The 20,504-nt window shown below is 70.4% G+C and carries 18 protein-coding genes and 1 riboswitch; of the genes, 11 read left to right on the forward strand and 7 right to left on the reverse strand.

The features are described 5' to 3' along the window. Nucleotides 1–109 precede the first annotated feature (109 nt). The 10 genes from C3489_RS35485 to C3489_RS35530 all read left to right on the forward strand — a co-directional run bounded on the left by C3489_RS35485 (nt 110) and on the right by C3489_RS35530 (nt 10,414). A complete protein-coding gene (locus tag C3489_RS35485) occupies nt 110–718 on the forward strand; it encodes a CDP-alcohol phosphatidyltransferase family protein (protein ID WP_103786259.1) in 609 nt (202 codons plus the stop codon). Nucleotides 719–837: 119 nt separating this feature from the next. After that, on the forward strand, nt 838–3,333 hold the full coding sequence (locus C3489_RS35490; protein WP_103786260.1) for a mannose-1-phosphate guanyltransferase: 2,496 nt from the start codon (nt 838–840) through the stop codon (nt 3,331–3,333). Between the two features lie 108 nt (nt 3,334–3,441). Further along, on the forward strand, nt 3,442–4,347 hold the full coding sequence (locus C3489_RS35495; protein ID WP_258055093.1) for a DUF881 domain-containing protein: 906 nt from the start codon (nt 3,442–3,444) through the stop codon (nt 4,345–4,347). Continuing rightward, complete coding sequence (locus tag C3489_RS35500; protein WP_003988855.1) at nt 4,344–4,676, forward strand: small basic family protein; 333 nt, start codon at nt 4,344–4,346, stop codon at nt 4,674–4,676. Before C3489_RS35495 ends, C3489_RS35500 begins: the two co-directional genes overlap by 4 nt. 5 nt (nt 4,677–4,681) lie before the next feature. Further along, nucleotides 4,682–5,563: a DUF881 domain-containing protein gene (locus C3489_RS35505; RefSeq protein ID WP_103786262.1), complete on the forward strand. Its 882-nt coding sequence runs from the start codon at nt 4,682–4,684 to the stop codon at nt 5,561–5,563. Between the two features lie 190 nt (nt 5,564–5,753). Continuing rightward, nucleotides 5,754–6,587 (forward strand): FHA domain-containing protein, encoded by an 834-nt coding sequence (locus C3489_RS35510; protein WP_181139978.1) that lies wholly within the window; start codon nt 5,754–5,756, stop codon nt 6,585–6,587. Nucleotides 6,588–6,632: 45 nt separating this feature from the next. Continuing rightward, nucleotides 6,633–7,370 (forward strand): MerR family transcriptional regulator, encoded by a 738-nt coding sequence (locus C3489_RS35515; protein ID WP_103786263.1) that lies wholly within the window; start codon nt 6,633–6,635, stop codon nt 7,368–7,370. An 85-nt stretch (nt 7,371–7,455) separates the two neighbouring features. Next, nucleotides 7,456–7,929: a bifunctional nuclease family protein gene (locus tag C3489_RS35520; protein WP_053666762.1), complete on the forward strand. Its 474-nt coding sequence runs from the start codon at nt 7,456–7,458 to the stop codon at nt 7,927–7,929. Nucleotides 7,930–8,201: 272 nt separating this feature from the next. Then, nucleotides 8,202–8,846: a MerR family transcriptional regulator gene (locus tag C3489_RS35525; RefSeq protein ID WP_103786264.1), complete on the forward strand. Its 645-nt coding sequence runs from the start codon at nt 8,202–8,204 to the stop codon at nt 8,844–8,846. Nucleotides 8,847–8,905: 59 nt separating this feature from the next. Further along, nucleotides 8,906–10,414, forward strand: a complete 1,509-nt coding sequence (locus tag C3489_RS35530) for a DNA polymerase IV (protein ID WP_103786265.1) — start codon at nt 8,906–8,908, stop codon at nt 10,412–10,414. Between the two features lie 399 nt (nt 10,415–10,813). Here the strand turns inward: C3489_RS35530 and C3489_RS35535 are convergent, their stop codons facing one another. Next, on the reverse strand, nt 10,814–11,185 hold the full coding sequence (locus C3489_RS35535; protein ID WP_181139979.1) for a PRC-barrel domain-containing protein: 372 nt from the start codon (nt 11,183–11,185) through the stop codon (nt 10,814–10,816). Nucleotides 11,186–11,298: 113 nt separating this feature from the next. Next, nucleotides 11,299–11,394: riboswitch (glycine riboswitch) on the forward strand. A 175-nt stretch (nt 11,395–11,569) separates the two neighbouring features. On the opposite strand from C3489_RS35535, the gene gcvP reads away from it, so the two are divergent. Next, a complete protein-coding gene (gcvP, locus tag C3489_RS35540; protein ID WP_103786267.1) occupies nt 11,570–14,455 on the forward strand; it encodes an aminomethyl-transferring glycine dehydrogenase in 2,886 nt (961 codons plus the stop codon). A 46-nt stretch (nt 14,456–14,501) separates the two neighbouring features. Here gcvP and C3489_RS35545 read toward each other — a convergent pair whose 3' ends face one another. The 6 genes from C3489_RS35545 to C3489_RS35570 all read right to left on the reverse strand — a co-directional run bounded on the left by C3489_RS35545 (nt 14,502) and on the right by C3489_RS35570 (nt 20,282). Next, entirely contained in the window at nt 14,502–14,921 is a 420-nt protein-coding gene (locus tag C3489_RS35545) for a molybdopterin-binding protein (protein WP_103786268.1), read from the reverse strand. Between the two features lie 26 nt (nt 14,922–14,947). Continuing rightward, nucleotides 14,948–16,036 carry an ABC transporter ATP-binding protein gene (locus tag C3489_RS35550; RefSeq protein ID WP_103786269.1) on the reverse strand — a complete coding sequence of 363 codons (1,089 nt, stop codon included), beginning with the start codon at nt 16,034–16,036 and terminating at the stop codon, nt 14,948–14,950. Then, the gene (locus tag C3489_RS35555; RefSeq protein ID WP_103786270.1) at nt 16,033–16,878 is read right to left on the reverse strand and encodes an ABC transporter permease; all 846 of its coding nucleotides are present in this window, start codon (nt 16,876–16,878) and stop codon (nt 16,033–16,035) included. The genes C3489_RS35550 and C3489_RS35555 overlap by 4 nt, the downstream gene beginning before the upstream one ends. Further along, complete coding sequence (gene modA / locus C3489_RS35560; RefSeq protein ID WP_103786271.1) at nt 16,875–17,696, reverse strand: molybdate ABC transporter substrate-binding protein; 822 nt, start codon at nt 17,694–17,696, stop codon at nt 16,875–16,877. Before modA ends, C3489_RS35555 begins: the two co-directional genes overlap by 4 nt. A 181-nt stretch (nt 17,697–17,877) precedes the next feature. Further along, nucleotides 17,878–18,273 (reverse strand): molybdopterin-binding protein, encoded by a 396-nt coding sequence (locus C3489_RS35565; RefSeq protein ID WP_103786274.1) that lies wholly within the window; start codon nt 18,271–18,273, stop codon nt 17,878–17,880. A gap of 53 nt (nt 18,274–18,326) precedes the next feature. After that, nucleotides 18,327–20,282, reverse strand: a complete 1,956-nt coding sequence (locus C3489_RS35570; RefSeq protein WP_103786272.1) for an amino acid transporter — start codon at nt 20,280–20,282, stop codon at nt 18,327–18,329. Between the last annotated feature and the right edge of the window lie 222 nt (nt 20,283–20,504).

Consider the following 20,504-nt stretch of genomic DNA (forward strand, 5'->3'; position numbering starts at 1 on the left):
TCCTTTTAGAGCTCTGGCTCTTGGGCAGACAGCCCAAGAGCCAGAGCTTTTTTGCGTTGAGGTAAGGTCAGGGGGCATCGTTGGCTCGTTTCCTACTGGAGGCCCCCGGGTGGAGGTCCAGGAGACCCGTGTCCAAACGGACCGGGTCCTCACCATCCCCAACATCCTCAGCATGGCGCGGCTCGTCGGCGTGCCCCTGTTCCTGTGGCTGATTCTGCGGCCCGAGTTCGGCGGCCCGAAGAGCGACGGCTGGGCACTTCTCGTGCTTGCTCTGAGTGGTGTCAGTGACTATCTGGACGGGAAGCTCGCGCGGCGCTGGAACCAGATCAGCAGCCTCGGCCGGCTCCTCGACCCGGCGGCCGACCGGCTCTATATCCTCTCGACGCTTGTCGGCCTCACCTGGCGCGAGATTCTGCCCCTGTGGTTGACCGCTGTACTGCTTGCCCGTGAGCTGGTGCTGCTGGTGATGGTGGGCATCCTCCGGCGGCACGGCTACCCGCCGCCCCAGGTGAACTTCCTCGGCAAGGCCGCCACCTTCAACCTGATGTACGCCTTCCCGCTGCTTCTGCTCAGTGACGGAACTGGATGGATCCCGTCACTCGCTGCTATTTTCGGATGGGCGTTCGCCGGATGGGGTACAACGCTGTACTGGTGGGCAGGAGTCCTCTACGTGGTACAAGTCCGCCGCTTGGTCCGTGCGGATGCCATGGCCGACTGACCCCCCTCGCCCGCCGGCGGTAACCGCGGTCCGATGGCCCGCGCGGGAAAAGTACGGGAGAATCAAGGCGGGTGTAGTCGGCTAGACCGTCGTCTCTTTTGGAGGAGGACGCTTCCGACATGAAGGCCGTCGTGATGGCCGGAGGCGAAGGCACTCGCCTTCGTCCCATGACCTCAAGCATGCCCAAGCCGCTCCTGCCGGTCGCCAACCGGCCGATCATGGAGCATGTGCTGCGGCTGCTCAAAAGGCATGGGCTCAACGAGACCGTCGTAACAGTGCAGTTCCTGGCATCGCTGGTCAAGAACTATTTCGGTGACGGTGAAGAGCTCGGTATGGAGCTCACCTATGCCAATGAGGAGAAGCCACTCGGTACCGCCGGAAGCGTCAAGAACGCCGAAGAGGCATTGAAGGACGATGCCTTCCTGGTCATCTCCGGTGACGCCCTGACCGACTTCGACCTCACCGAGCTGATCAATTTCCACAAGGAAAAGGGCGCGCTGGTCACGGTCTGTCTGACCCGTGTGCCCAATCCGCTGGAGTTCGGCATCACCATCGTCGACGAAGAGGGCAAGGTCGAGCGCTTCCTGGAGAAGCCGACCTGGGGCCAGGTCTTCTCGGACACCGTGAACACGGGCATCTATGTGATGGAGCCCGAGGTGTTCAACTATGTCGAGCCCGATGTGCCCGTCGACTGGTCCGGTGATGTCTTCCCGCAGCTCATGAAGGAGGGCAAGCCGATCTACGGCTTTGTCGCCGAGGGCTACTGGGAGGACGTCGGCACCCACGAGAGCTATGTGAAGGCTCAGGCCGACGTGCTTGAGGGCAAGGTCGACGTCGACATCGACGGTTTCGAGATCTCGCCGGGCGTCTGGGTGGCCGAGGGTGCCGAGGTGCATCCGGACGCCGTGCTGCGCGGACCGCTCTACATCGGCGACTACGCAAAGGTCGAGGCCGGCGCCGAGATCCGTGAGCACACCGTGGTGGGCTCCAATGTCGTCGTCAAGAGCGGTGCCTTCCTGCACAAGGCCGTGGTGCACGACAACGTCTACGTCGGGCAGCACAGCAATCTGCGCGGCTGCGTCGTCGGCAAGAACACCGACATCATGCGCGCGGCACGGATCGAGGACGGCGCCGTCATCGGTGACGAGTGCCTGATCGGCGAAGAATCGATCGTGCAGGGCAATGTGCGGGTCTACCCGTTCAAGACGATCGAGGCCGGCGCCTTCGTCAACCAGTCGGTGATCTGGGAGTCCCGCGGGCAGGCGCATCTCTTCGGCGCCCGGGGCGTGTCCGGCATCCTCAATGTGGAGATCACGCCCGAGCTGGCCGTGCGGCTGGCCGGCGCCTACGCCACGACCCTCAAGAAGGGCTCCACGGTCACCACGGCCCGCGACCACTCCCGTGGTGCGCGGGCGCTGAAGCGGGCGGTGATCTCCGCGCTGCAGGCCAGCGCCATCGACGTACGCGACCTGGAGAACGTGCCGCTGCCGGTGGCGCGGCAGCAGACTGCGCGCGGGAGCGCCGGCGGCATCATGATCCGGACCACGCCCGGGGTACCGGACTCGGTCGACATCATGTTCTTCGACGGGAACGGCGCCGATCTTTCGCAGGGCGGGCAGCGCAAGCTGGACCGGGTGTTCGCGCGGCAGGAGTACCGGCGCGCGTTCCCCGGCGAGATCGGAGACCTGCACTTCCCGGCCAGCGTGTTCGACTCGTACACCGGGTCGCTGTTGCGGGACGTGGACACGACCGGCATCGCCGAGTCGGGTCTGAAGGTCGTCGTCGACGCCTCCAACGGAAGTGCCGGCCTGGTGCTGCCCAGCCTGCTGGGCAAGCTCGGGGTGGACTCGCTGACGATCAACCCCGGTCTCGACGAGTCCCGGCCGACCGAGACGACGGAGATGCGCCGGGCGGGGCTGGTGCGGCTCGGCGAGATCGTGGCGTCCTCGGGTGCCGCGTTCGGGGTGCGCTTCGACCCCGTCGGCGAGCGGCTGTCGCTGGTGGACGAGAAGGGCCGGATCATCGAGGACGACCGGGCCCTGCTGGTGATGCTCGACCTGATCGCGGCCGAGCGGCGCAGCGGCCGGGTGGCGCTTCCGGTGACCACCACGCGGATCGCCGAGCAGGTGGCCGCGTACCACGGCACCCAGGTCGAGTGGACGACCACCTCGCCGGACGACCTGACCAGGGTCGGCGGCGAAGAGGGCACCATCTTCGGCGGTGACGGCAAGGGCGGCTTCATCGTCCCCGAGTTCAGCAGCGTCTACGACGGTACGGCGGCCTTCGTACGGCTGATCGGTCTGGTGGCGCGCACGCAGCTCACGCTCAGCCAGATCGACGCGCGGATTCCGCGGGCGCATGTCCTCAAGCGCGATCTGGCGACCCCGTGGGCCGTGAAGGGTCTGGTGATGCGGCGGGTCGTCGAGGCGGCCGGAGACCGCTTCGTGGACACCACGGACGGTGTGCGGGTGGTGGAGGCCGACGGGCGCTGGGTGATGGTGCTGCCCGACCCGGCCGAGGCCGTCACCCACCTGTGGGCGGAGGGCCCGGACGACGCCTCCGCGCAGGCCCTGCTGGACGAGTGGTCGACCGTCGTGGACAGCGCGGGACGGTAGCCGACGCCGCACGCGTGCGTGCCGGACAAGTGTCCCCAAGGGGGGCCTGTCCGGCACGCCGGTGGGGCCATTCGGAGGAATCCGTCGCGACGTGCGACGATGTGCGGCATGCCGCAGCAGCCCCCCGTTCGGAGCAGTCGTACGCCACCGTCGCGTCCGGATGCGTCCATGTCGCTGCTCACCAACGTCATGGACCACAGCCTCGACGACGGCTATGCGGAGGCCGCCGCTCGCAAGAAGGCGGCCGGCTCGGGCGGCCTGCCGAAGACGCTGAGGGCGAAGCTGGGGCTGGCCGCCGGGCTGGTGCTGGCGGCGCTCGTCGTCACGGTCGGCGCCGCACAGGCGCGTGTGGCGGCCCCTGTGGTGGCCAAGGAGCGGCAGGAGCTGATCGACCGGATCGACCGGGAGACCGACACGGCCGACGATCTGGAGAGCACGGTCGACAAACTGCGCGACGACGTGAGCGCGCGCCAGCGTGCGGCGCTGCGGGCGAGCGGCGGTGGTGAGCAGGCGGAGCTGGTGGGCATCCTGTCCGGGGCGACCGCCGCGCACGGACCGGGGGTGAAGCTGGTCGTCGACGACGCCAAGGAGGCCAGCTCCGGCGGTGACGGCAACCCGCGCGAGACCACCGGTTTCTCCGACACGGGCCGGGTACGCGACCGGGACATGCAGCGGGTCGTCAACGGACTGTGGGCTTCCGGCGCGGAGGCCGTGGCGATCAACGGGCAGCGGCTGACCGCCCTGTCCGCGATCAGGGCCGCGGGTGACGCGATACTGGTCGACAACAAGCCGCTGGTGCCGCCGTACACGGTGCTGGCGGTGGGGGACGGCGAGCAGTTGAGCAGGCGGTTCCAGGACAGCGCCGACGGGCTGTATCTGAACGCCCTGCAGGAGAACTACGGGATCAGGACCAGTATCTCCGTGCAGAGTGACATCCGGCTGCCCGCCGCGCCGAGCGTGATCGTACGTACCGCACAGCCGAACACGGGAAAGACTGAGAAGGGCACATCGTGATCGCCGTACTGGGCCTCGTCGTGGGAGTCGTGGCCGGCCTGTTGGTCCGGCCGGAGGTTCCGGCGGTCGTCGAGCCGTATCTGCCGATCGCCGTGGTGGCGGCGCTGGACGCCGTCTTCGGCGGTCTGCGGGCCATGCTCGACGGCATCTTCGACGACAAGGTCTTCGTGGTGTCGTTCCTGTCCAACGTGGTCGTGGCCGCGCTGATCGTCTTCCTCGGCGACAAGCTGGGCGTGGGCGCGCAGCTGTCCACCGGTGTCGTCGTCGTGCTCGGCATCCGGATCTTCTCCAACGCCGCGGCGATCCGACGGCACGTGTTCCGGGCGTGAGGCCGATGAGCGACCAGGACGAGACGCCCGAGAGCAAGACGCCCGGGGATGCGGCGCCCGGGAACGAGACGCCCGAGAACCGGCTGCGCCGGGAGCTGCCCGAGGAGAGGCCGGCGGCGGCCCCCCAGGCCGCTGCGGACGCCGAGGCGCCGGCGCAGCCGACGCTGACCGGCCGGCAGCGGCTGGTCAAGGGGCTGTGGCCGCCGCGGGTCACGCGGGCCCAACTCATCGTGGCGGTGCTGCTGTTCGGTCTGGGATTCGGGCTCGCCGTGCAGGTCGCGTCCAACAGCGACAGCGACAGCGCGCTGCGCGGGGCACGCCAGGAGGATCTTGTTCGTATCCTCGATGAACTCGACGACCGCACACAGCGTCTTGAGGACGAGAAGCAGGGGCTCGAAAAGCAGCGCCAGGAGCTGGAGAGCAGCTCCGACCAGGCCGAGGAGGCCCGCAAGCAGACGGTCGAGAAGGAACGGCAACTCGGCATTCTGGCGGGCACGGTGGCCGCGCAGGGCCCCGGCATCACGATGACGATCGACGACACGAAGGGGACGGTCGAGGCGGACATGCTGCTCGACGCGATCCAGGAGCTGCGCGCGGCGGGCGCGGAGGCGATCCAGGTCAACGACGTACGGGTGGTCGCCGGCACCTATCTGACGGACTCCGGCAAGAGCGTGAGCGTCGACGGGAACAAGATCACCGCGCCCTATCGTTTCAAGGTCATCGGCAAGCCGCAGGACCTGGAGCCGGCGCTCAACATCCCTGGAGGCGTGGTGCAGACTCTTGAGAAGGAGCAGGCCACCGTGACTGTGGAGCGATCGAGCAAGATCGTCGTGGACGCCTTGCGAGCGGCGAAGCAGCCTGACTACGCTCGGTCGTCCTCCCAGTGAACCGGGGGTGCATGGGGGGCGTCCGACGAGGGCAAGAGGTTGCGGGGGGTCGGCGCACCGAAGGGGTGGTGCGTGGTGGAAACTGTCTGGTGGATACGGACGTTGTGAGGATGTCCGGGTCGACCGGTGTGTTCAGTCAGGGTTCGTCCTGCCCCACGGGCGGGTCTGTTTCGGTCAAGGGGAATCGCCCGTGAAGTTGTTTGCGAGGTTGTTCGGCAAGAGCGCGCGAGAGGGCAGCGACAGCAACGCGACCGCTCGCCATCGCGCGCAGCCGGAAGAAGAGGCACAGCGTCCGCTGTTCCGGGACCAGGTGGCTGGTCCGGGAGGTGGCATTTCCGGTGGTCAGGGCGTGCCGTCTGTTGACCCTGCCCAGGCCGACGGCATAGGTTTCGGACAACCGTCAACCTCAGGTATGGGTGGAGGGTTTGCCTCAGACCCGTACGCGTCCAATGCCCCGGCGGGGCAGCCGCGGCAGGAGGATCCGTCCATGTCGGCCCTGGTGTGCACGAGGTGCGGTAACCGCAACGCGGAGAACAGCCGCTTCTGCTCCAACTGCGGTGCGCCGCTGCGGGCAGGGGCGGTGCCGGAGCGTGCGTCGGAGACGACGTCCACGATCTCCATCTCCGGTATCGAGGCCTACGACGCCGAGGTGACCGGTCAGACCCAGCTTCCGGCGCTGTCCCCGGAGGCGCAGGCCGCCGTGGACGCGCTGCCGCTGGGTTCCGCGCTCCTGGTCGTGCGCCGCGGGCCCAACCAGGGCAGCCGTTTCCTGCTGGACGGTGAGCTGACCACGGCCGGCCGCCACCCGCAGAGCGACATCTTCCTGGACGACGTCACGGTCTCGCGCCGCCACGTGGAGTTCCGGCGCAGCCCGGACGGCACGTTCACGGTCGCCGACGTGGGCAGCCTCAACGGCACCTACGTCAACCGTGAGCGCATCGACCAGGTCGCCCTGCACAACGGCGACGAGGTGCAGATCGGCAAGTACCGGCTGGTCTTCTACGCGAGCCAGCGGGGCTACTGACCCTCCCTCGGACTGAGTCCGGGGGCACACCCCCAGGGAAGGTCCATGCTTCGAACACCGGGCGGCGGTGCCGGCCACGGCACCGCCGCGGCGGACAGTGGGCTGATGAGCATCGGCACCGTGCTGAACGTGCTGCGCGAGGAGTTCCCCGAGGTCACCATCTCCAAGATCCGTTTCCTGGAGTCGGAGGGGCTGATCGAGCCGCAGCGGACCCCGTCGGGATACCGCAAGTTCACCGCCAAGGACGTCGAGCGCCTCGGCCGGGTGCTGAGAATGCAGCGGGACCACTATCTGCCGCTGAAGGTGATCCGCGAGCATCTGGACGCCGTGGAGCGCGGCGAGAGCGTCCGGCTGCCGACGCTGGGCCGGCAGCGGGACGGGGATCAGCTGCGTGAGCTGCCCGAGGAGCCCACCGTGGCCCGCGTCGGCCGGTCCGAGCTGCTGGCCGCCGCCGGCATCGGTGACGAGGAACTTCAGGAGTGGCAGTCGTACGGCTTGATCGCGCCGCTGGAGGAGGGGCTGTACGACGCGGAGGCGGTGACCGTGGCCTCGCTGATCGCCCAGCTGGGCCGGTTCGGGATCGAGCCGCGCCATCTGCGGGTGATGAAGGCCGCCGCGGACCGGGAGGCCGGCCTGGTGGAGCAGGTGGTGGCTCCGCTCAAGCGCCACCGCAACCCGCAGACCAGGGCGCACGCCGAGGACCGTACCAAGGAGCTGGCGGACCTCACCGTCAAGCTGCACGCGGCGCTGGTGCAGACCGCGCTCGGGGTGCGGCTGCCCTGAGCCGGGCGGGTTCCCGGTGTGATGATCATCCATGCGTTCCCGGCTCGACTACCCAAACGTCCCGGGCACGGCCTAGGGTTGCTGTGTGAACGAGCTCGATGTCGTAGGTGTCCGGGTCGAAATGCCCTCCAACCAACCGATCGTGCTCCTGCGTGAAGTGGGAGGCGACCGTTACCTCCCCATCTGGATCGGGCCGGGGGAGGCGACGGCGATCGCCTTCGCCCAGCAGGGCATGGCCCCCGCGCGGCCGCTGACTCACGACCTGTTCAAGGACGTGCTGGAGGCCGTCGGTCAGGAACTCACCGAAGTGCGCATCACGGACCTGCGTGAAGGCGTCTTCTATGCCGAGCTGGTCTTCGCCAGCGGCGTCGAGGTGAGCGCCCGCCCGTCCGATGCCATAGCGCTGGCGCTGCGCACCGGCACGCCGATCTACGGCAGTGACGCGGTGCTCGACGACGCGGGGATCGCCATTCCGGACGAGCAGGAGGACGAGGTGGAGAAGTTCCGCGAGTTCCTCGACCAGATCTCGCCGGAGGACTTCGGTACCAGCAGTCAGTAGCCGCAGGAAGGCGGGCGGGGTGGACGGCCTGTGGGCGGTCCGCCCGGGGCGCGGTGCGCGGCGCGGCGATCCGTGAAGGGTGGCATGTGCCGACGGCGTGTGAGAGCGTCCTACGCTCCGTCCCGAGCGCATTCGGCTAGCCTTTCCCCGCGGTGGGGTACGGGAAACCACTCTTAGGGTGATTATCACTCGGCGTGCCGAGTGTGGCGGTCGTTGACGCACCCCTGGTGGCTGCCTACCTTCGAGAAGGCAGGTCGAGGACGGAGGTCGGCGTGGGAAGCAGCGGCGGCGGTAGGGCTGGGGGTGCCCCCGGACGCGGTTTCGGAAGTACCGGTCCGTTTCCGCTTCACGGCAGCGCGCCCGATCACGCTCCGCAGCGACCGACGGCCGTGCCGAGCGGCGGAGAGGCGACGTCCATGGCGTCCGAGCAGATCGGCTACCGCGGTCCGACGGCCTGCGCGGCCGCCGGCATCACCTACCGGCAACTCGACTACTGGGCCCGCACCGGACTCGTCGAACCCAGCGTCCGGCCCGCCTACGGCTCCGGGACGCAGCGTCTGTACAGCTTCCGGGACGTCGTCGTCCTGAAGATCGTCAAGCGGTTCCTCGACACCGGGGTGTCGCTGCAGAACATCCGCACCGCCGTCCAGCACCTGCGGGAGCGCGGCTTCCGCGATCTGGAGCGCCTGACGCTGCTCAGCGACGGCGCCACCGTCTACGAGTGCACCTCGCCCGACGAGGTCCACGCCCTGCTCCAGGGCGGTCAGGGCATCTTCGGCATCGCCGTCGGCGTGGTGTGGCGGGACGTGGAGCACGCGCTGTCCCAGCTGCACGGCGAGCGCGTCGACACCGGGGAGACCCTTGTCGGGCACAACCCCGGCGACGAGCTGGCCCGCAGGCGCAACCGCGCCGTCTAGGCCCGGCGCCCGGCCGCCGAGGGGCGGCGTTGTCAGTGGTGTGGTGCAGGATCGGATGTGTGAGGACCGCACCCACGATTCTGCATCTGGACATGGATGCCTTCTTCGCTTCGGCGGAGCAGGCGTCCAAGCCCAGCCTGCGCGGAAAGGCCGTCGTGGTGGGCGGGATCGGGCCGCGCGGGGTGGTGGCGACCGCGTCGTACGAGGCCCGGGTGTTCGGGGTTCATTCGGCGATGCCCACGGCCCAGGCACGCCGGCTGGCACCGAACGCCGCGTACCTCACGCCGCGCTTCGCCTTCTACCGGGCGATCAGCGAGCAGGTGATGGGGCTGCTGCGGGCGCTGTCGCCGCTGGTGGAGCCGCTGAGCCTGGACGAGGCGTTCGTGGACCTGGAGGCCGGGGGAGTCGCCTGGGACAGCGAGTCGGCGCAGCGGGCGGGGCTGAAGCTGCGCGCGGACATCAGGGAGGTCACCGGGCTGACCGGGTCGGTGGGGCTCGCCGCGTCCAAGATGCTCGCCAAGATCGCCTCGGAGCAGGCCAAGCCGGACGGGCTGGTGCTGATAGAGCCGGGGACCGAGCGGGCCCTGCTCGGGCCGATGCCGGTGCGGACCCTGCCGGGGGTCGGGCCGGCGACCGGCGACCATCTGCGGCGGGCCGGGATCACCACGGTCGACGAGATCGTGGAGGCCGGTGAGGACGAACTGGTCCGGCTGCTGGGCAAGGCCCACGGGCACGGTCTGTACGCCATGGCGCTGGCGCAGGACGACCGGCCCGTGGTGGCGGAGCGGGAGGCCAAGTCCGTCTCGGTCGAGGACACCTACGACGTGGACATCCACGACCGGCTGCGGATCGGGCTGGAGGTCCAGCGGCTGGCGGACCGGTGCGTGCGGCGGTTGCGGGGCGCCGGGCTGTCCGGGCGGACCATCGTGCTGAAGGTGCGGCGGTACGACTTCTCGACCCTGACCCGGTCGGAGACGCTGCGCGGTCCCACGGACGATCCGGCGGTGGTGCGGGAGGCGGCGCAGCGGCTGCTGGAGTCGGTGGACACGACGGGCGGGGTCCGGCTGCTCGGCGTCGGCGTCAGCGGGCTGGCCGACTACACCCAGGAGGACCTGTTCGCGCAGGCGGCGGGGGAGCGGGCACGCGAGGAGGGACCGGAGGAGGACGACGGCCCCGCCCCGCCCGTCGATGCGGACCCGGAGCCGGCCGAGCGGCACTGGTCGCCGGGGCACGATGTGCGGCACGCGGAGTACGGGCACGGCTGGGTGCAGGGCAGTGGCCTGGGCCGGGTCACGGTCCGTTTCGAGACCCCCGACTCGGAGCCGGGCCGGGTACGCACGTTCCGGACGGACGACCCGGCACTGGAGCCGACGGAACCCCTGCCGCTCGTACGGCGAAGACCGGCCGAGGCCGGGCCGGCTGCGGCTGCGGCTGCGTCGGAGACGGACGGAGCGGGGGCGGGTGCTCAGCCGTCGGCGGTGGGGGCGGCCGGGAGCGGTGGAACGTCGGTGGGGGCGGACGGGGCCGGGGCGGCGCGGGCCGGTGGACCGGCGGTGGAGGAGCGGTAGGTCGGCGGTGGAGGACCGGTGGGTCGGCGGTGGGCCCCATCGTCGGTTGAGGAGCGGTCCACGCGTGGTCGCGGTGTGGTCCACACGCGGTCGAGGGGTGGCAGCCGCTTCCCTCGGAGCGGACTCGGTTCGCGCCGGAGCCCGGCGCTGAAGCCTACGGCGCCCCCGGGGCTGAGGGGCTTCGGCCATCGTCCGCCGGGGCGCGAGCGCCTGAGCCCGGGGCGTCCCGGTCGGCTGCCGGGCGTGGGGCCCGCCTGGGCCGGGGCCGAGGGTGGGCCATGCCTGGGCCAGGGTGTTGGAGCGGGTCGGCCTGGGCCGTATTGCGCCGGCTGCCATGGCCAAGGCGTCCGTCGGGGCTTCGGGCGTCGGGCCTGCCCGCATCCGGGTGTCGAGGTGGGGTCAGGGTTCGTCCGTGCCTGCCAGTTTGCCGAAGTCGTGGTCCTGGAGAGGGGGAGGTGCGGCGATGTCCAGGCCGTAGTGGTGGTAGAGCTGCAGTTCCTGCTCGGGGGACAGGTGGCGGCCCACGCCGAAGTCCGGGGCGTCCTTGATCAGGGCTCGGTCGAAGGGGACGTGCAGGGCTCCCTCGACGAGTTCGCTCGGCTCCAGGGGGACGAAGGCGTCCCGGCTGAACAGGCCCGTGCGTATGGCGGCCCATTCCGGCACGCCCGTGGCGTCGTCGAGGTAGACCTCGTCGACGGTGCCGATCTTGACGCCGTTGCGGTCGAACGCCTTGCGGCCGATCAGGTTGCGCGGATCGATCTGGGTCTGCACGGGCCCTCCACTTCGTCGCCACACATCCGTAAGCACTACAAAAGAGCACAATCGTGATGGCGGCCACTCGAAGGCCCCTGCGTTGACCTCGCTGGTAGGCTGACAGCGGCTGCTGACCCCGTGCGGGAGAGTCCTCCAGACATCATCGGAGGCGCCGAAGGAGCAAATCCTCCCCGGAATCTCTCAGGCCCACGTACCGCACGGACGAGGTCACTCTGGAAAGCAGAGCGGGTGTCGACGGCTTCCGCTCTCACCGACGGTGAAAGCCGGGTGCCTTCGGGCGTCCGGTGAAGCTCTCAGGTCGAGATGACAGAGGGGGAGGCCGTCCGGGTACCCGTGCCGTGGTGCCCCTCGCAGGTCGCGTCAGACCAGGAGGCCTCCGCAATGACCGCCCCTCGCATTCCGCTCTCCGAGCTCGAACAGGGCATCCCCTTCGAGCAGCGCCACATCGGACCCGACCACGAGGCTCGGGCCAAGATGCTGGCCCAGGTCGGTTACGGCTCGCTGGACGAGCTGACCGCCGCCGCGGTGCCGGATGTGATCAAGAACGCCGACGCCCTGGACCTGCCGGGCGCCCGCAGCGAGGCCGAGGTGCTCGCCGAGCTGCGCTCGCTCGCCGACCGCAACCAGGTCCTCGGCTCGATGATCGGCCTCGGCTACTACGGCACCTTCACGCCGCCGGTGATCCTGCGCAACGTCATGGAGAACCCCGCCTGGTACACCGCCTACACGCCGTACCAGCCGGAGATCTCCCAGGGCCGTCTGGAGGCCCTGCTGAACTTCCAGACCATGGTCGCCGAGCTGACCGGTCTGCCCACCTCCGGCGCCTCCCTCCTGGACGAGGGCACCGCCGCGGCCGAGGCCATGGCGCTGTCCCGGCGCATGGGCAAGAACAAGAAGGGTCTCTTCCTGGTCGACGCGGACGCGCTGCCGCAGACCATCGCCGTCATCGAGACCCGCGCCGAGCCCACCGGTGTCGAGGTCGTCGTCGCCGACCTGAGCGACGGCATCCCGGCCGACATCGCCGCGCGCGAGATCAACGGCGTGCTGATCCAGTACCCGGGCGCCTCCGGTGCCGTACGCGACATCAAGCCGGTCATCGACCAGGCGCACGAGCTCGGCGCGCTCGTCACCGTCGCCGCCGACCTGCTGGCGCTGACGCTGCTGAAGTCGCCGGGCGAGCTGGGCGCGGACATCGCGGTCGGCACCACGCAGCGCTTCGGTGTGCCGATGGGCTTCGGTGGCCCGCACGCCGGTTACATGGCCGTCCATGAGAAGTTCGCGCGCAGCCTGCCCGGGCGGCTCGTGGGCGTGTCCGTGGACGCGGACGGCAACAAGGCATACCGGCTGGCGCTGCAGACGCGTGAGCAGCACATCCGCCGGGAGAAGGCCACCAGCAACATCTGCACCGCGCAGGTGCTGCTCGCGGTGATGGCCGGCATGTACGCCGTCTACCACGGGCCGGACGGCCTCAAGGGCATCGCGCGGCGCACGCACCGCTACGCCGCGATCCTCGCCGAGGGCCTGAAGGCCGGCGGCGTCGAGGTCGTGCACGCCGCCTACTTCGACACCCTCACCGTGCGCGTGGCCGGCCGGGCCGCCGAGGTCGTCGCCGCCGCGCGGGAGAACGGGGTCAACCTGTACGCCGTGGACGGCGACCTCGTCTCGATCGCCTGCGACGAGACCACCACCCGCGACCAGCTGGCCGCCGTGTGGAGCGCCTTCGGCGTCGAGGGCGACATCGAGGCGCTGGACGCCGCGGCCGGGGAGGCCCTGCCGCAGGACCTGCTGCGCACCGACGCCTACCTGACCCACCCGGTCTTCCACCAGCACCGCTCCGAGACCGCGATGCTGCGCTACCTGCGCAAGCTGGCCGACCGCGACTACGCGCTCGACCGCGGCATGATCCCGCTGGGCTCCTGCACGATGAAGCTCAACGCGACGACGGAGATGGAGCCGGTCACCTGGCCCGAGTTCGGCCAGCTGCACCCCTTCGCGCCCGCCGAGCAGGCCGAGGGCTACCTCACGCTCATCCACGAGCTGGAGGAACGTCTCGCCGAGGTCACCGGCTACGACAAGGTCTCCCTCCAGCCGAACGCCGGCTCGCAGGGCGAGCTGGCAGGCCTGCTGGCCGTGCGCGGCTACCACCGCGCCAACGGCGACGAGCAGCGCACCGTCTGCCTCATCCCGTCCTCCGCGCACGGCACCAACGCCGCCAGCGCCGTGATGGCCGGCATGAAGGTCGTCGTCGTCAAGACCGCCGAGGACGGCGAGATCGACGTCGAGGACCTGCGGGCGAAGATCGAGCAGTACCGCGACGAGCTCGCGGTGCTGATGATCACCTACCCGTCCACGCACGGTGTGTTCGAGGAGCACGTCGCCGACATCTGCGCCCAGGTGCACGAGGCCGGCGGCCAGGTGTACGTCGACGGCGCCAACCTCAACGCGCTGGTCGGCCTCGCCAAGCCCGGCCACTTCGGCGGCGACGTCTCCCACCTGAACCTGCACAAGACGTTCTGCATCCCGCACGGGGGCGGCGGCCCGGGCGTCGGCCCGGTCGCGGTCCGCGAGCACCTCGCGCCGTACCTGCCGAACCACCCGCTGCAGCCCACCGCCGGCCCGGAGACGGGCGTCGGCCCGATCTCGGCGGCGCCGTGGGGTTCCGCCGGCATCCTGCCGATCTCGTGGGCGTACGTCCGCCTCATGGGCGGCGAGGGCCTCAAGCGCGCCACCCAGGTGGCCGTGCTGTCCGCGAACTACATCGCCAAGCGCCTGGAGCCGCACTACCCGGTGCTCTACACCGGGCCCGGCGGCCTGGTCGCGCACGAGTGCATCATCGACCTGCGCCCGCTGACCAAGGCGACCGGCGTGAGCGTGGACGACGTCGCCAAGCGGCTCATCGACTACGGCTTCCACGCGCCGACGATGTCCTTCCCGGTGGCCGGCACGCTGATGATTGAGCCGACCGAGTCCGAGGACCTCGCCGAGCTGGACCGGTTCTGCGACGCGATGATCGCCATCCGCGCGGAGATCGAGAAGGTCGGCTCCGGCGAGTGGCCCGCGGAGGACAACCCGCTGCGCAACGCCCCGCACACCGCCGGCGCGCTCGGCGGGGAGTGGGAGCACGCCTACAGCCGTGAGGACGCCGTCTTCCCGGCCGGTGTGTCGGTCGCGGACAAGTACTGGCCGCCGGTGCGCCGTATCGATCAGGCGTTCGGTGACCGCAACCTGGTCTGCTCGTGCCCGCCGCTGGACGCGTACGAGGACTGAGACACCCTGAGACGAGTGAGGGCCCCGGCTGGGGGCCCTCTCCGTTTCAGTCGGCCGCCAGGGCCACCTCGGTGGCCTTGACCAGGGCGACGACCGAGGAGCCCGAGGACAGGGCGAGGTCGGTGGCGGCGTCCTTGGTGATGGCGGCGGTCAGCTCCGCGCCCTCGACGGCGACCTTGACCGTGGCCATGGCGCTGCCGCTGGTGATGTCGACGACCGTGCCGGGCAGCTGGTTGCGGATGGACAGGCCCTCGACCGGACCCGTCGCCAGGGAGACCTCCGTGGACTTGACCAGGGCCCGCACGGGGGAGCCGGGTGCGAGGCCGAGGTCCTCGGCGGCCTCCAGGGTGACGGCCGCGGTGAGTTCCCGGCCGCTGTCCAGGCGGATGCGGACGGTGGCCATGGCCTCGCCGGGGTGGACGGCGGTGACGGTGCCGGCGAGCTGGTTGCGGATGCTCAGGGTCATGTCGCCCACCGTAGACAGCCGTCTGATCAGGACGGGTATGCGTGTGTCTGTGTCGCTTTGACCGTCGCCCAGACCGGTGCACCGGGGTGCAGGTCGAGCTCGGCGGCCGCGACCGTGGTGAGGTCGGCGGCCAGCGGCAGCTCGCCGGTGAGGTCGGCGCGGATCTGGTCGCCGTGGGTCTCCAGGCCGGCGACCTCGCAGCGCCACAGGTTGCGGGCGCTGGAGCCGGTCGGGCGGTCCCGGTGCAGGGTGACGGCGCCGGGCGGGAAGGCGACGAAGACCTCACCGGTGAGGTGCTCGGTGGTGGTCAGTTCCGGGCCCGCCTCCAGTCGTACGGTATGGCCCTCGGCCCGGCCGCGGTACAGGTTCAGGCCGACCAGCTGGGCGATGTAGTCGGTGCGCGGGTGGCGGGCGATGTCGGCGGGGGTGCCCTCCTGGACCACTCGGCCGTGTTCGATCACCACCAGCCGGTCGGCCAGCACCATGGCGTCCAGCGGGTCATGGGTGACGAGGACGGCGACGGCCTCGAAGTCGGCGAGATGGCGGCGGAGCTGGGCGCGGACGTCCAGGCGGGTGCGGGCGTCCAGCGCCGCCAGCGGTTCGTCGAGCAGCAACAGCCGGGGACGGGTGGCGAGGGCGCGGGCCAGGGCGACGCGCTGGGCCTGGCCGCCGGACAGCCGGCGGGGTTTGACGCCGGCGTGATCGGCGAGTCCCATACGGTCCAGCCAGCCGGCGGCCTCGGCGCGGGCCTCGGCCTTGCTCGCGCCCCGGCAGCGCGGCCCGAAGGCCACGTTGTCCAGGGCCGTCAGATGAGGGAAGAGCAGGTAGTCCTGGAAGACGACGCCGACCGGGCGGCCCTCGGGCGGCGTACCGTCCAGGCTCGTGCCGTCCAGGCGCAGCCGGCCGCCGGTGAGCGGGACGAGACCGGCCAGGGCGCGCAGGGCGGTGGTCTTGCCGGCGCCGTTCGGGCCGAGCAGGGCGACGACGTCGCCGGGCGCGGCGGTCAGGGACACATCCAGACGGAAGGAGCCGCGGTCGACGACGAGGTGGGCGTCCAGGCCCTCGGCGCCCTCGGCCAGGGCGGCTGCGGTCGGCGGCTTCTCGGTGGCGGTCATGAGGTGGTCATCCAACGGTCGCGCAGCCCCGCCAGCACGGCGACGGACACCGCGAGCAGGACCAGGCTGAGTGCGATGGCGGCCTCCGGGTCGTTCTGCAGCGCGAGGTAGACCGCGAGGGGCATGGTCTGGGTGCGGCCGGGGAAGTTGCCGGCGAAGGTGATCGTCGCGCCGAACTCACCCAGCGCCCGCGCCCAGGCGAGCACCGCGCCGGCGGCGACACCCGGCGCGATCATCGGCAGGGTGACCCGGCGGAAGGCGGTGAAGCGGGAGGCGCCCAGGGTCTGCGCGGCCTCCTCGTAGCGGCGGTCGGCGGCCCGCAACGTGCCCTCCACGCTGATGACGAGGAACGGCATCGCCACGAAAGTCTCCGCGAGGACGACGCCGGTGGTGGTGAACGGCAGGGTGACACCGAACCAGGAATCCAGCCACTGCCCGACCACGCCGTTGCGCCCGAGGGCCAGCAGCAGGGCGACACCGCCGACCACCGGCGGCAGCACGAGCGGCAGGGTCACCAGCGCGCGCACCAGGCCGCGGCCGGGGAAGTCGGTGCGGGCCAGCAGCCAGGCCAGCGGGACGCCGACGAGAAGGCTCAGCGCGGTCGCCGCGGTGGCGCAGATCAGGGACAGCTGGAGCGCCTGCCACACCTCGGTGCTGGTCAGCTGGTCCGGCAGGCTGCTCCAGGGGGCCCGGATCAGCAGCGCGACCAGGGGCAGCACCAGGAACGCCAGCCCCAGCAGGGCGGGCAGCAGCAGGGGCAGGGGGGCGCCCGTGCGGGCGCGGGTGCGCCGCGGACGACCCTCCAGGGTGTCCGCGGCGCCGGTCTTGCCGAAGAACGTCACGGCTTCAGGAACCCGGCCTCGGTCAGTACCTCCTGGCCCTCGGCGGACTTCACCAGGTCGATGAAGGCCTTGGCCGCCTCGGCGCTGGGCGCGTTCTTCAGCAGGGCGATCGGGTAGTCGTTGACGGCCTTGGCCGACTCGGGGAACTCCACGCCCTGCACCTTGTCACCGGCCGCCTTCACATCGGTCTTGTACACGACGGCGGCGTCGGCCTCCTTCAGCTCGACCTTCGTCAGGGCGCTCTTGACGTCCTGCTCGTAGGAGGCCGGGGTGAGCGTCAGGTTGCTCGCCTTGAGGGCCTTCTGGGCGGCGGCGCCGCACGGCACCGTCTTGTCGCACAGGACGACCTTCAGGCCGGACCTGGTGAGGTCCTTCAGGGAGGCGATCTTGTCCGGGTTGCCGGGCAGGGTGGCGATCTCCAGCTGGTTGCGCACGAAGGTGGTCGGCGCGGCGGCGGTGTCCCCGGCGTCCGAGACGATCTTCATCGTCTTGGGGCTGGCCGCGGCGAACACGTCGGCGGGGGCGCCGCCGGTGATGCTCGCCGCCAGGGAGTCGCTGCCGCCGAAGTTGAAGCTGACCTCGGTGCCGGGGTGCTCCTTCTCGAACTGCTTGCCGAGGGCGGTGAAGCTCTCCTTAAGGGAGGCGGCCGCGAAGACGGTGACCGTGCCCGACGGCTTCGGCGAGGAGGACCCGCTCGACGTGGCGGAGGAGCCGGACGCGTCGGACGAGTCGGACGACGAGGAGCAGGCGCTCAGCGCCAGCAGCGCGGCGACCGACGCGCCGGTGATCTGCAGCATCCGGCGGGCGGGACGGGTCATCACGGGTCGACTCCCTGTGGGCTCAAGGGGGAGGCAGCCCACAGGGCCCCTCCGATGCGCCGATCATACTGTCGCATCTGCCAGGGGGAAGTCTGCTGTCTCATCGCATGAGCTATGACCTTCGGTCATGAGGCTGGCATGTGCGTTCGTACGGCGCCGGTGGTGCCCGCCCCTGCCGTCGTCACGCTCGGTCGATGTGTACGTTTGTCGACTTCACGCGGGCGGTGGCCTCCATGCCGACCTCCAGACCCAGCTCCTCGACCGCCTCGCGGGTGAGCAGGGAGACCAGCCGGTGGGGGCCGGCCTGGATCTCCACCTGGGCGGCGACGTCACCGAGCTTGATGGCGGTGACGATGCCGGGGAAGGCGTTGCGGGCGGAGGTGTACGGCGTCTCCTCCTCGTCCGTGCCCGCCCTGGCGAGCTCGACGGAGAACGCCGCCAGGTCGCGCCCGTCGATCAGCCGCCGCCCGCTGTCGTCGCGGTGGGTGGTGACCCGGCCGGCGTCCGCCCAGCGGCGCGCGGTGTCGGGGCTCACGCCGAGGAGCCGTGCTGCCTGGCCGATTGTGTAGGACTGCATGCCGGTCACGATAAGGGCGGCTGCGGGGTGCTCCCGATGCGGGGCGACCGGTGTCAGCCCGTGTGGACGCGGGGGCGGCGCTCGCGGTTCGGCTCCGCCTCGCGCAGCACCTCACGGGTCACCGGGGCGACCTCGCCCTGGCCGAAGAGGAAGAAGCGCAGGAAGTTGCGGAACGGATTGCCCTCGGTCCACTCGAAGTAGATGTGCGGGGTGCAGCCGGTCGTGTCGCGCACGTGCAGCAGCAGCGCCGCCAGGGCGTTGGGAATGGAGGGGGACTCCAGGGTCAGGACCCGGTAGCGGCCGTGCATCACCTCGCCGCGCACGGTGAGACTGCCCTCGAACTCCGAGGGGTCGGTGACGGTCACCTCGGCGAAGACGAAGTCGTCCTGCTCCGGCATGTCGTTGTCGGCGCGGATCTGCTCGATCTTGTCGCGGTACTCGGCCTTGTCCCGCCGGTCGGGCTCGTTGGCGATGAACCGCATCCTGCGGGTGGCCATGTCCCGTATGAACCGCTCGGCCATGGGGTCGAGCGACACGCTGGTCACCCGCAGCTCGAAGGCGCGCAGCAGGCGGGACAGCAGGGAGATGAGGATGATGCCGGCGATGAAGCAGGCGCCGATCTTCACGCCGTCCGGGCGCTCGATGACGTTGACGACGGTGGTGTACAGGAACACCGCCGAGATCACCGCGAAGCCGATGGTCCAGCCGCGCTGGCCGGCCTTGTGAGCGGCGATGGTCACCGCGATGGCGGCGGAGCTGATGAGCACGAGAACGCCGGTGGCGTAGGCGCCGCCCTGCTTGTCGACGTTGGCGTCGAAGATCCAGGTGACCAGGAAGGCGACCAGGATGAAGACGATGACCATCGGGCGCACCGCGCGGGCCCAGTGCGGGGCCATGCCGTAGCGGGGCAGGTAGCGCGGCATCAGGTTGAGCAGGCCGGCCATCGCGGAGGCGCCGGCGAACCAGAGGATGGCGATCGTGGAGATGTCGTAGACCGTGCCGAAGGCGCCGCCCAGGTATTCGTGCGCCAGGTAGGCCAGTGCACGGCCGTTGGCCTGGCCGCCCGGCTTGAACTCGCTCTCCGGGATGAGCAGTGTGGTGATGAAGCTGGTCGCGATCAGGAAGCAGCTCATGATCACGGCGGCCGTGGTGAGCAGCTTCTTGGTGTCCCGGATGCGGCCGGCCGGGTCCGCCTCGGTGTCCCCGGGGTCGCCCTTGACGTGCGGCATCACCGCGACGCCGGTCTCGAAGCCGGAGAGGCCGAGGGCCAGCTTGGGGAAGACGAGCAGGGCGACGCCGACCATGGCAAAAACGTTTCCGTGCTCGGCGGTCAAGGCGTTGGACCAGTCGGTGACGAGGTGCCCCGCCGTGATCACGTGGTAGAAACCGACGATCACGACGACCACGTTGAGCAGCAGATATGTGCCGACCAGGGCGACCGCGACGCCTATCGCCTCCAGGAAGCCCTTGAGGAACACCGCGCCGAGCAGGGCCACCAGCAGCAGCGTGATCAGCATCTGCTTGTCGTGCAGGACGCTGGTCAGGTGCGGGTTCTCCACCAGGTGGGTGGAGGCGTCGGCCGCCGACAGGGTGATCGTGATCAGGAAGTCGGTGGCGGCGAAGCCGAGCAGGGTGAGCACGAACAGCTTGCCCTGCCAGAACGACAGCAGCCGCTCCAGCATCGCGATCGAACCCTCGCCGTGCGGGCTCTCCTTGGCCACGCGCCGGTAGACGGGCAGTGCGCCGGCCAGCGTGACGATCACCAGCACGAGGGTGGCCACGGGGGAGAGCAGACCGGCCGCGAGCGCGGCGATGCCGGGCTGGTAACCGAGGGTGGAGAAGTAGTCGACACCGGTCAGACACATCACCCGGTACCAGGGCTGCCCCTTGTGCGGGGGCTCCGGGGCGGCGTGCGGACCCGTGTGGCCGCCGCCCTTGCCCATGTCGGCCAGGCCCTCCAGCATCCATGCGCGCAGACGACTGGGAGGGGGGTGCTCGGTGGTGGCCATCGGGATGCTCCTGAAGTGCGGCTCAGCGTGTGGTTCGGCCATCACGCGGTCGGCGGCACCAGCGTAAGCGGAGCGTGACGTGCGGGCCCTCGGATGAGGGGGCGGGCGGCGTCAATCTTGCGTTAAGACTGGCGGTGCGGGGGCGGTTGGGGGTGGGGGCTGGGGTTGCGCCGGACGGAGGAGGAGGGCCGGGGCGCCGGGGGGGGGGGGTAGGTGCGGGAC

This window comes from Streptomyces sp. Ru71, assembly GCF_002920535.1.
Taxonomy (GTDB): Bacteria; Actinomycetota; Actinomycetes; order Streptomycetales; family Streptomycetaceae; genus Streptomyces.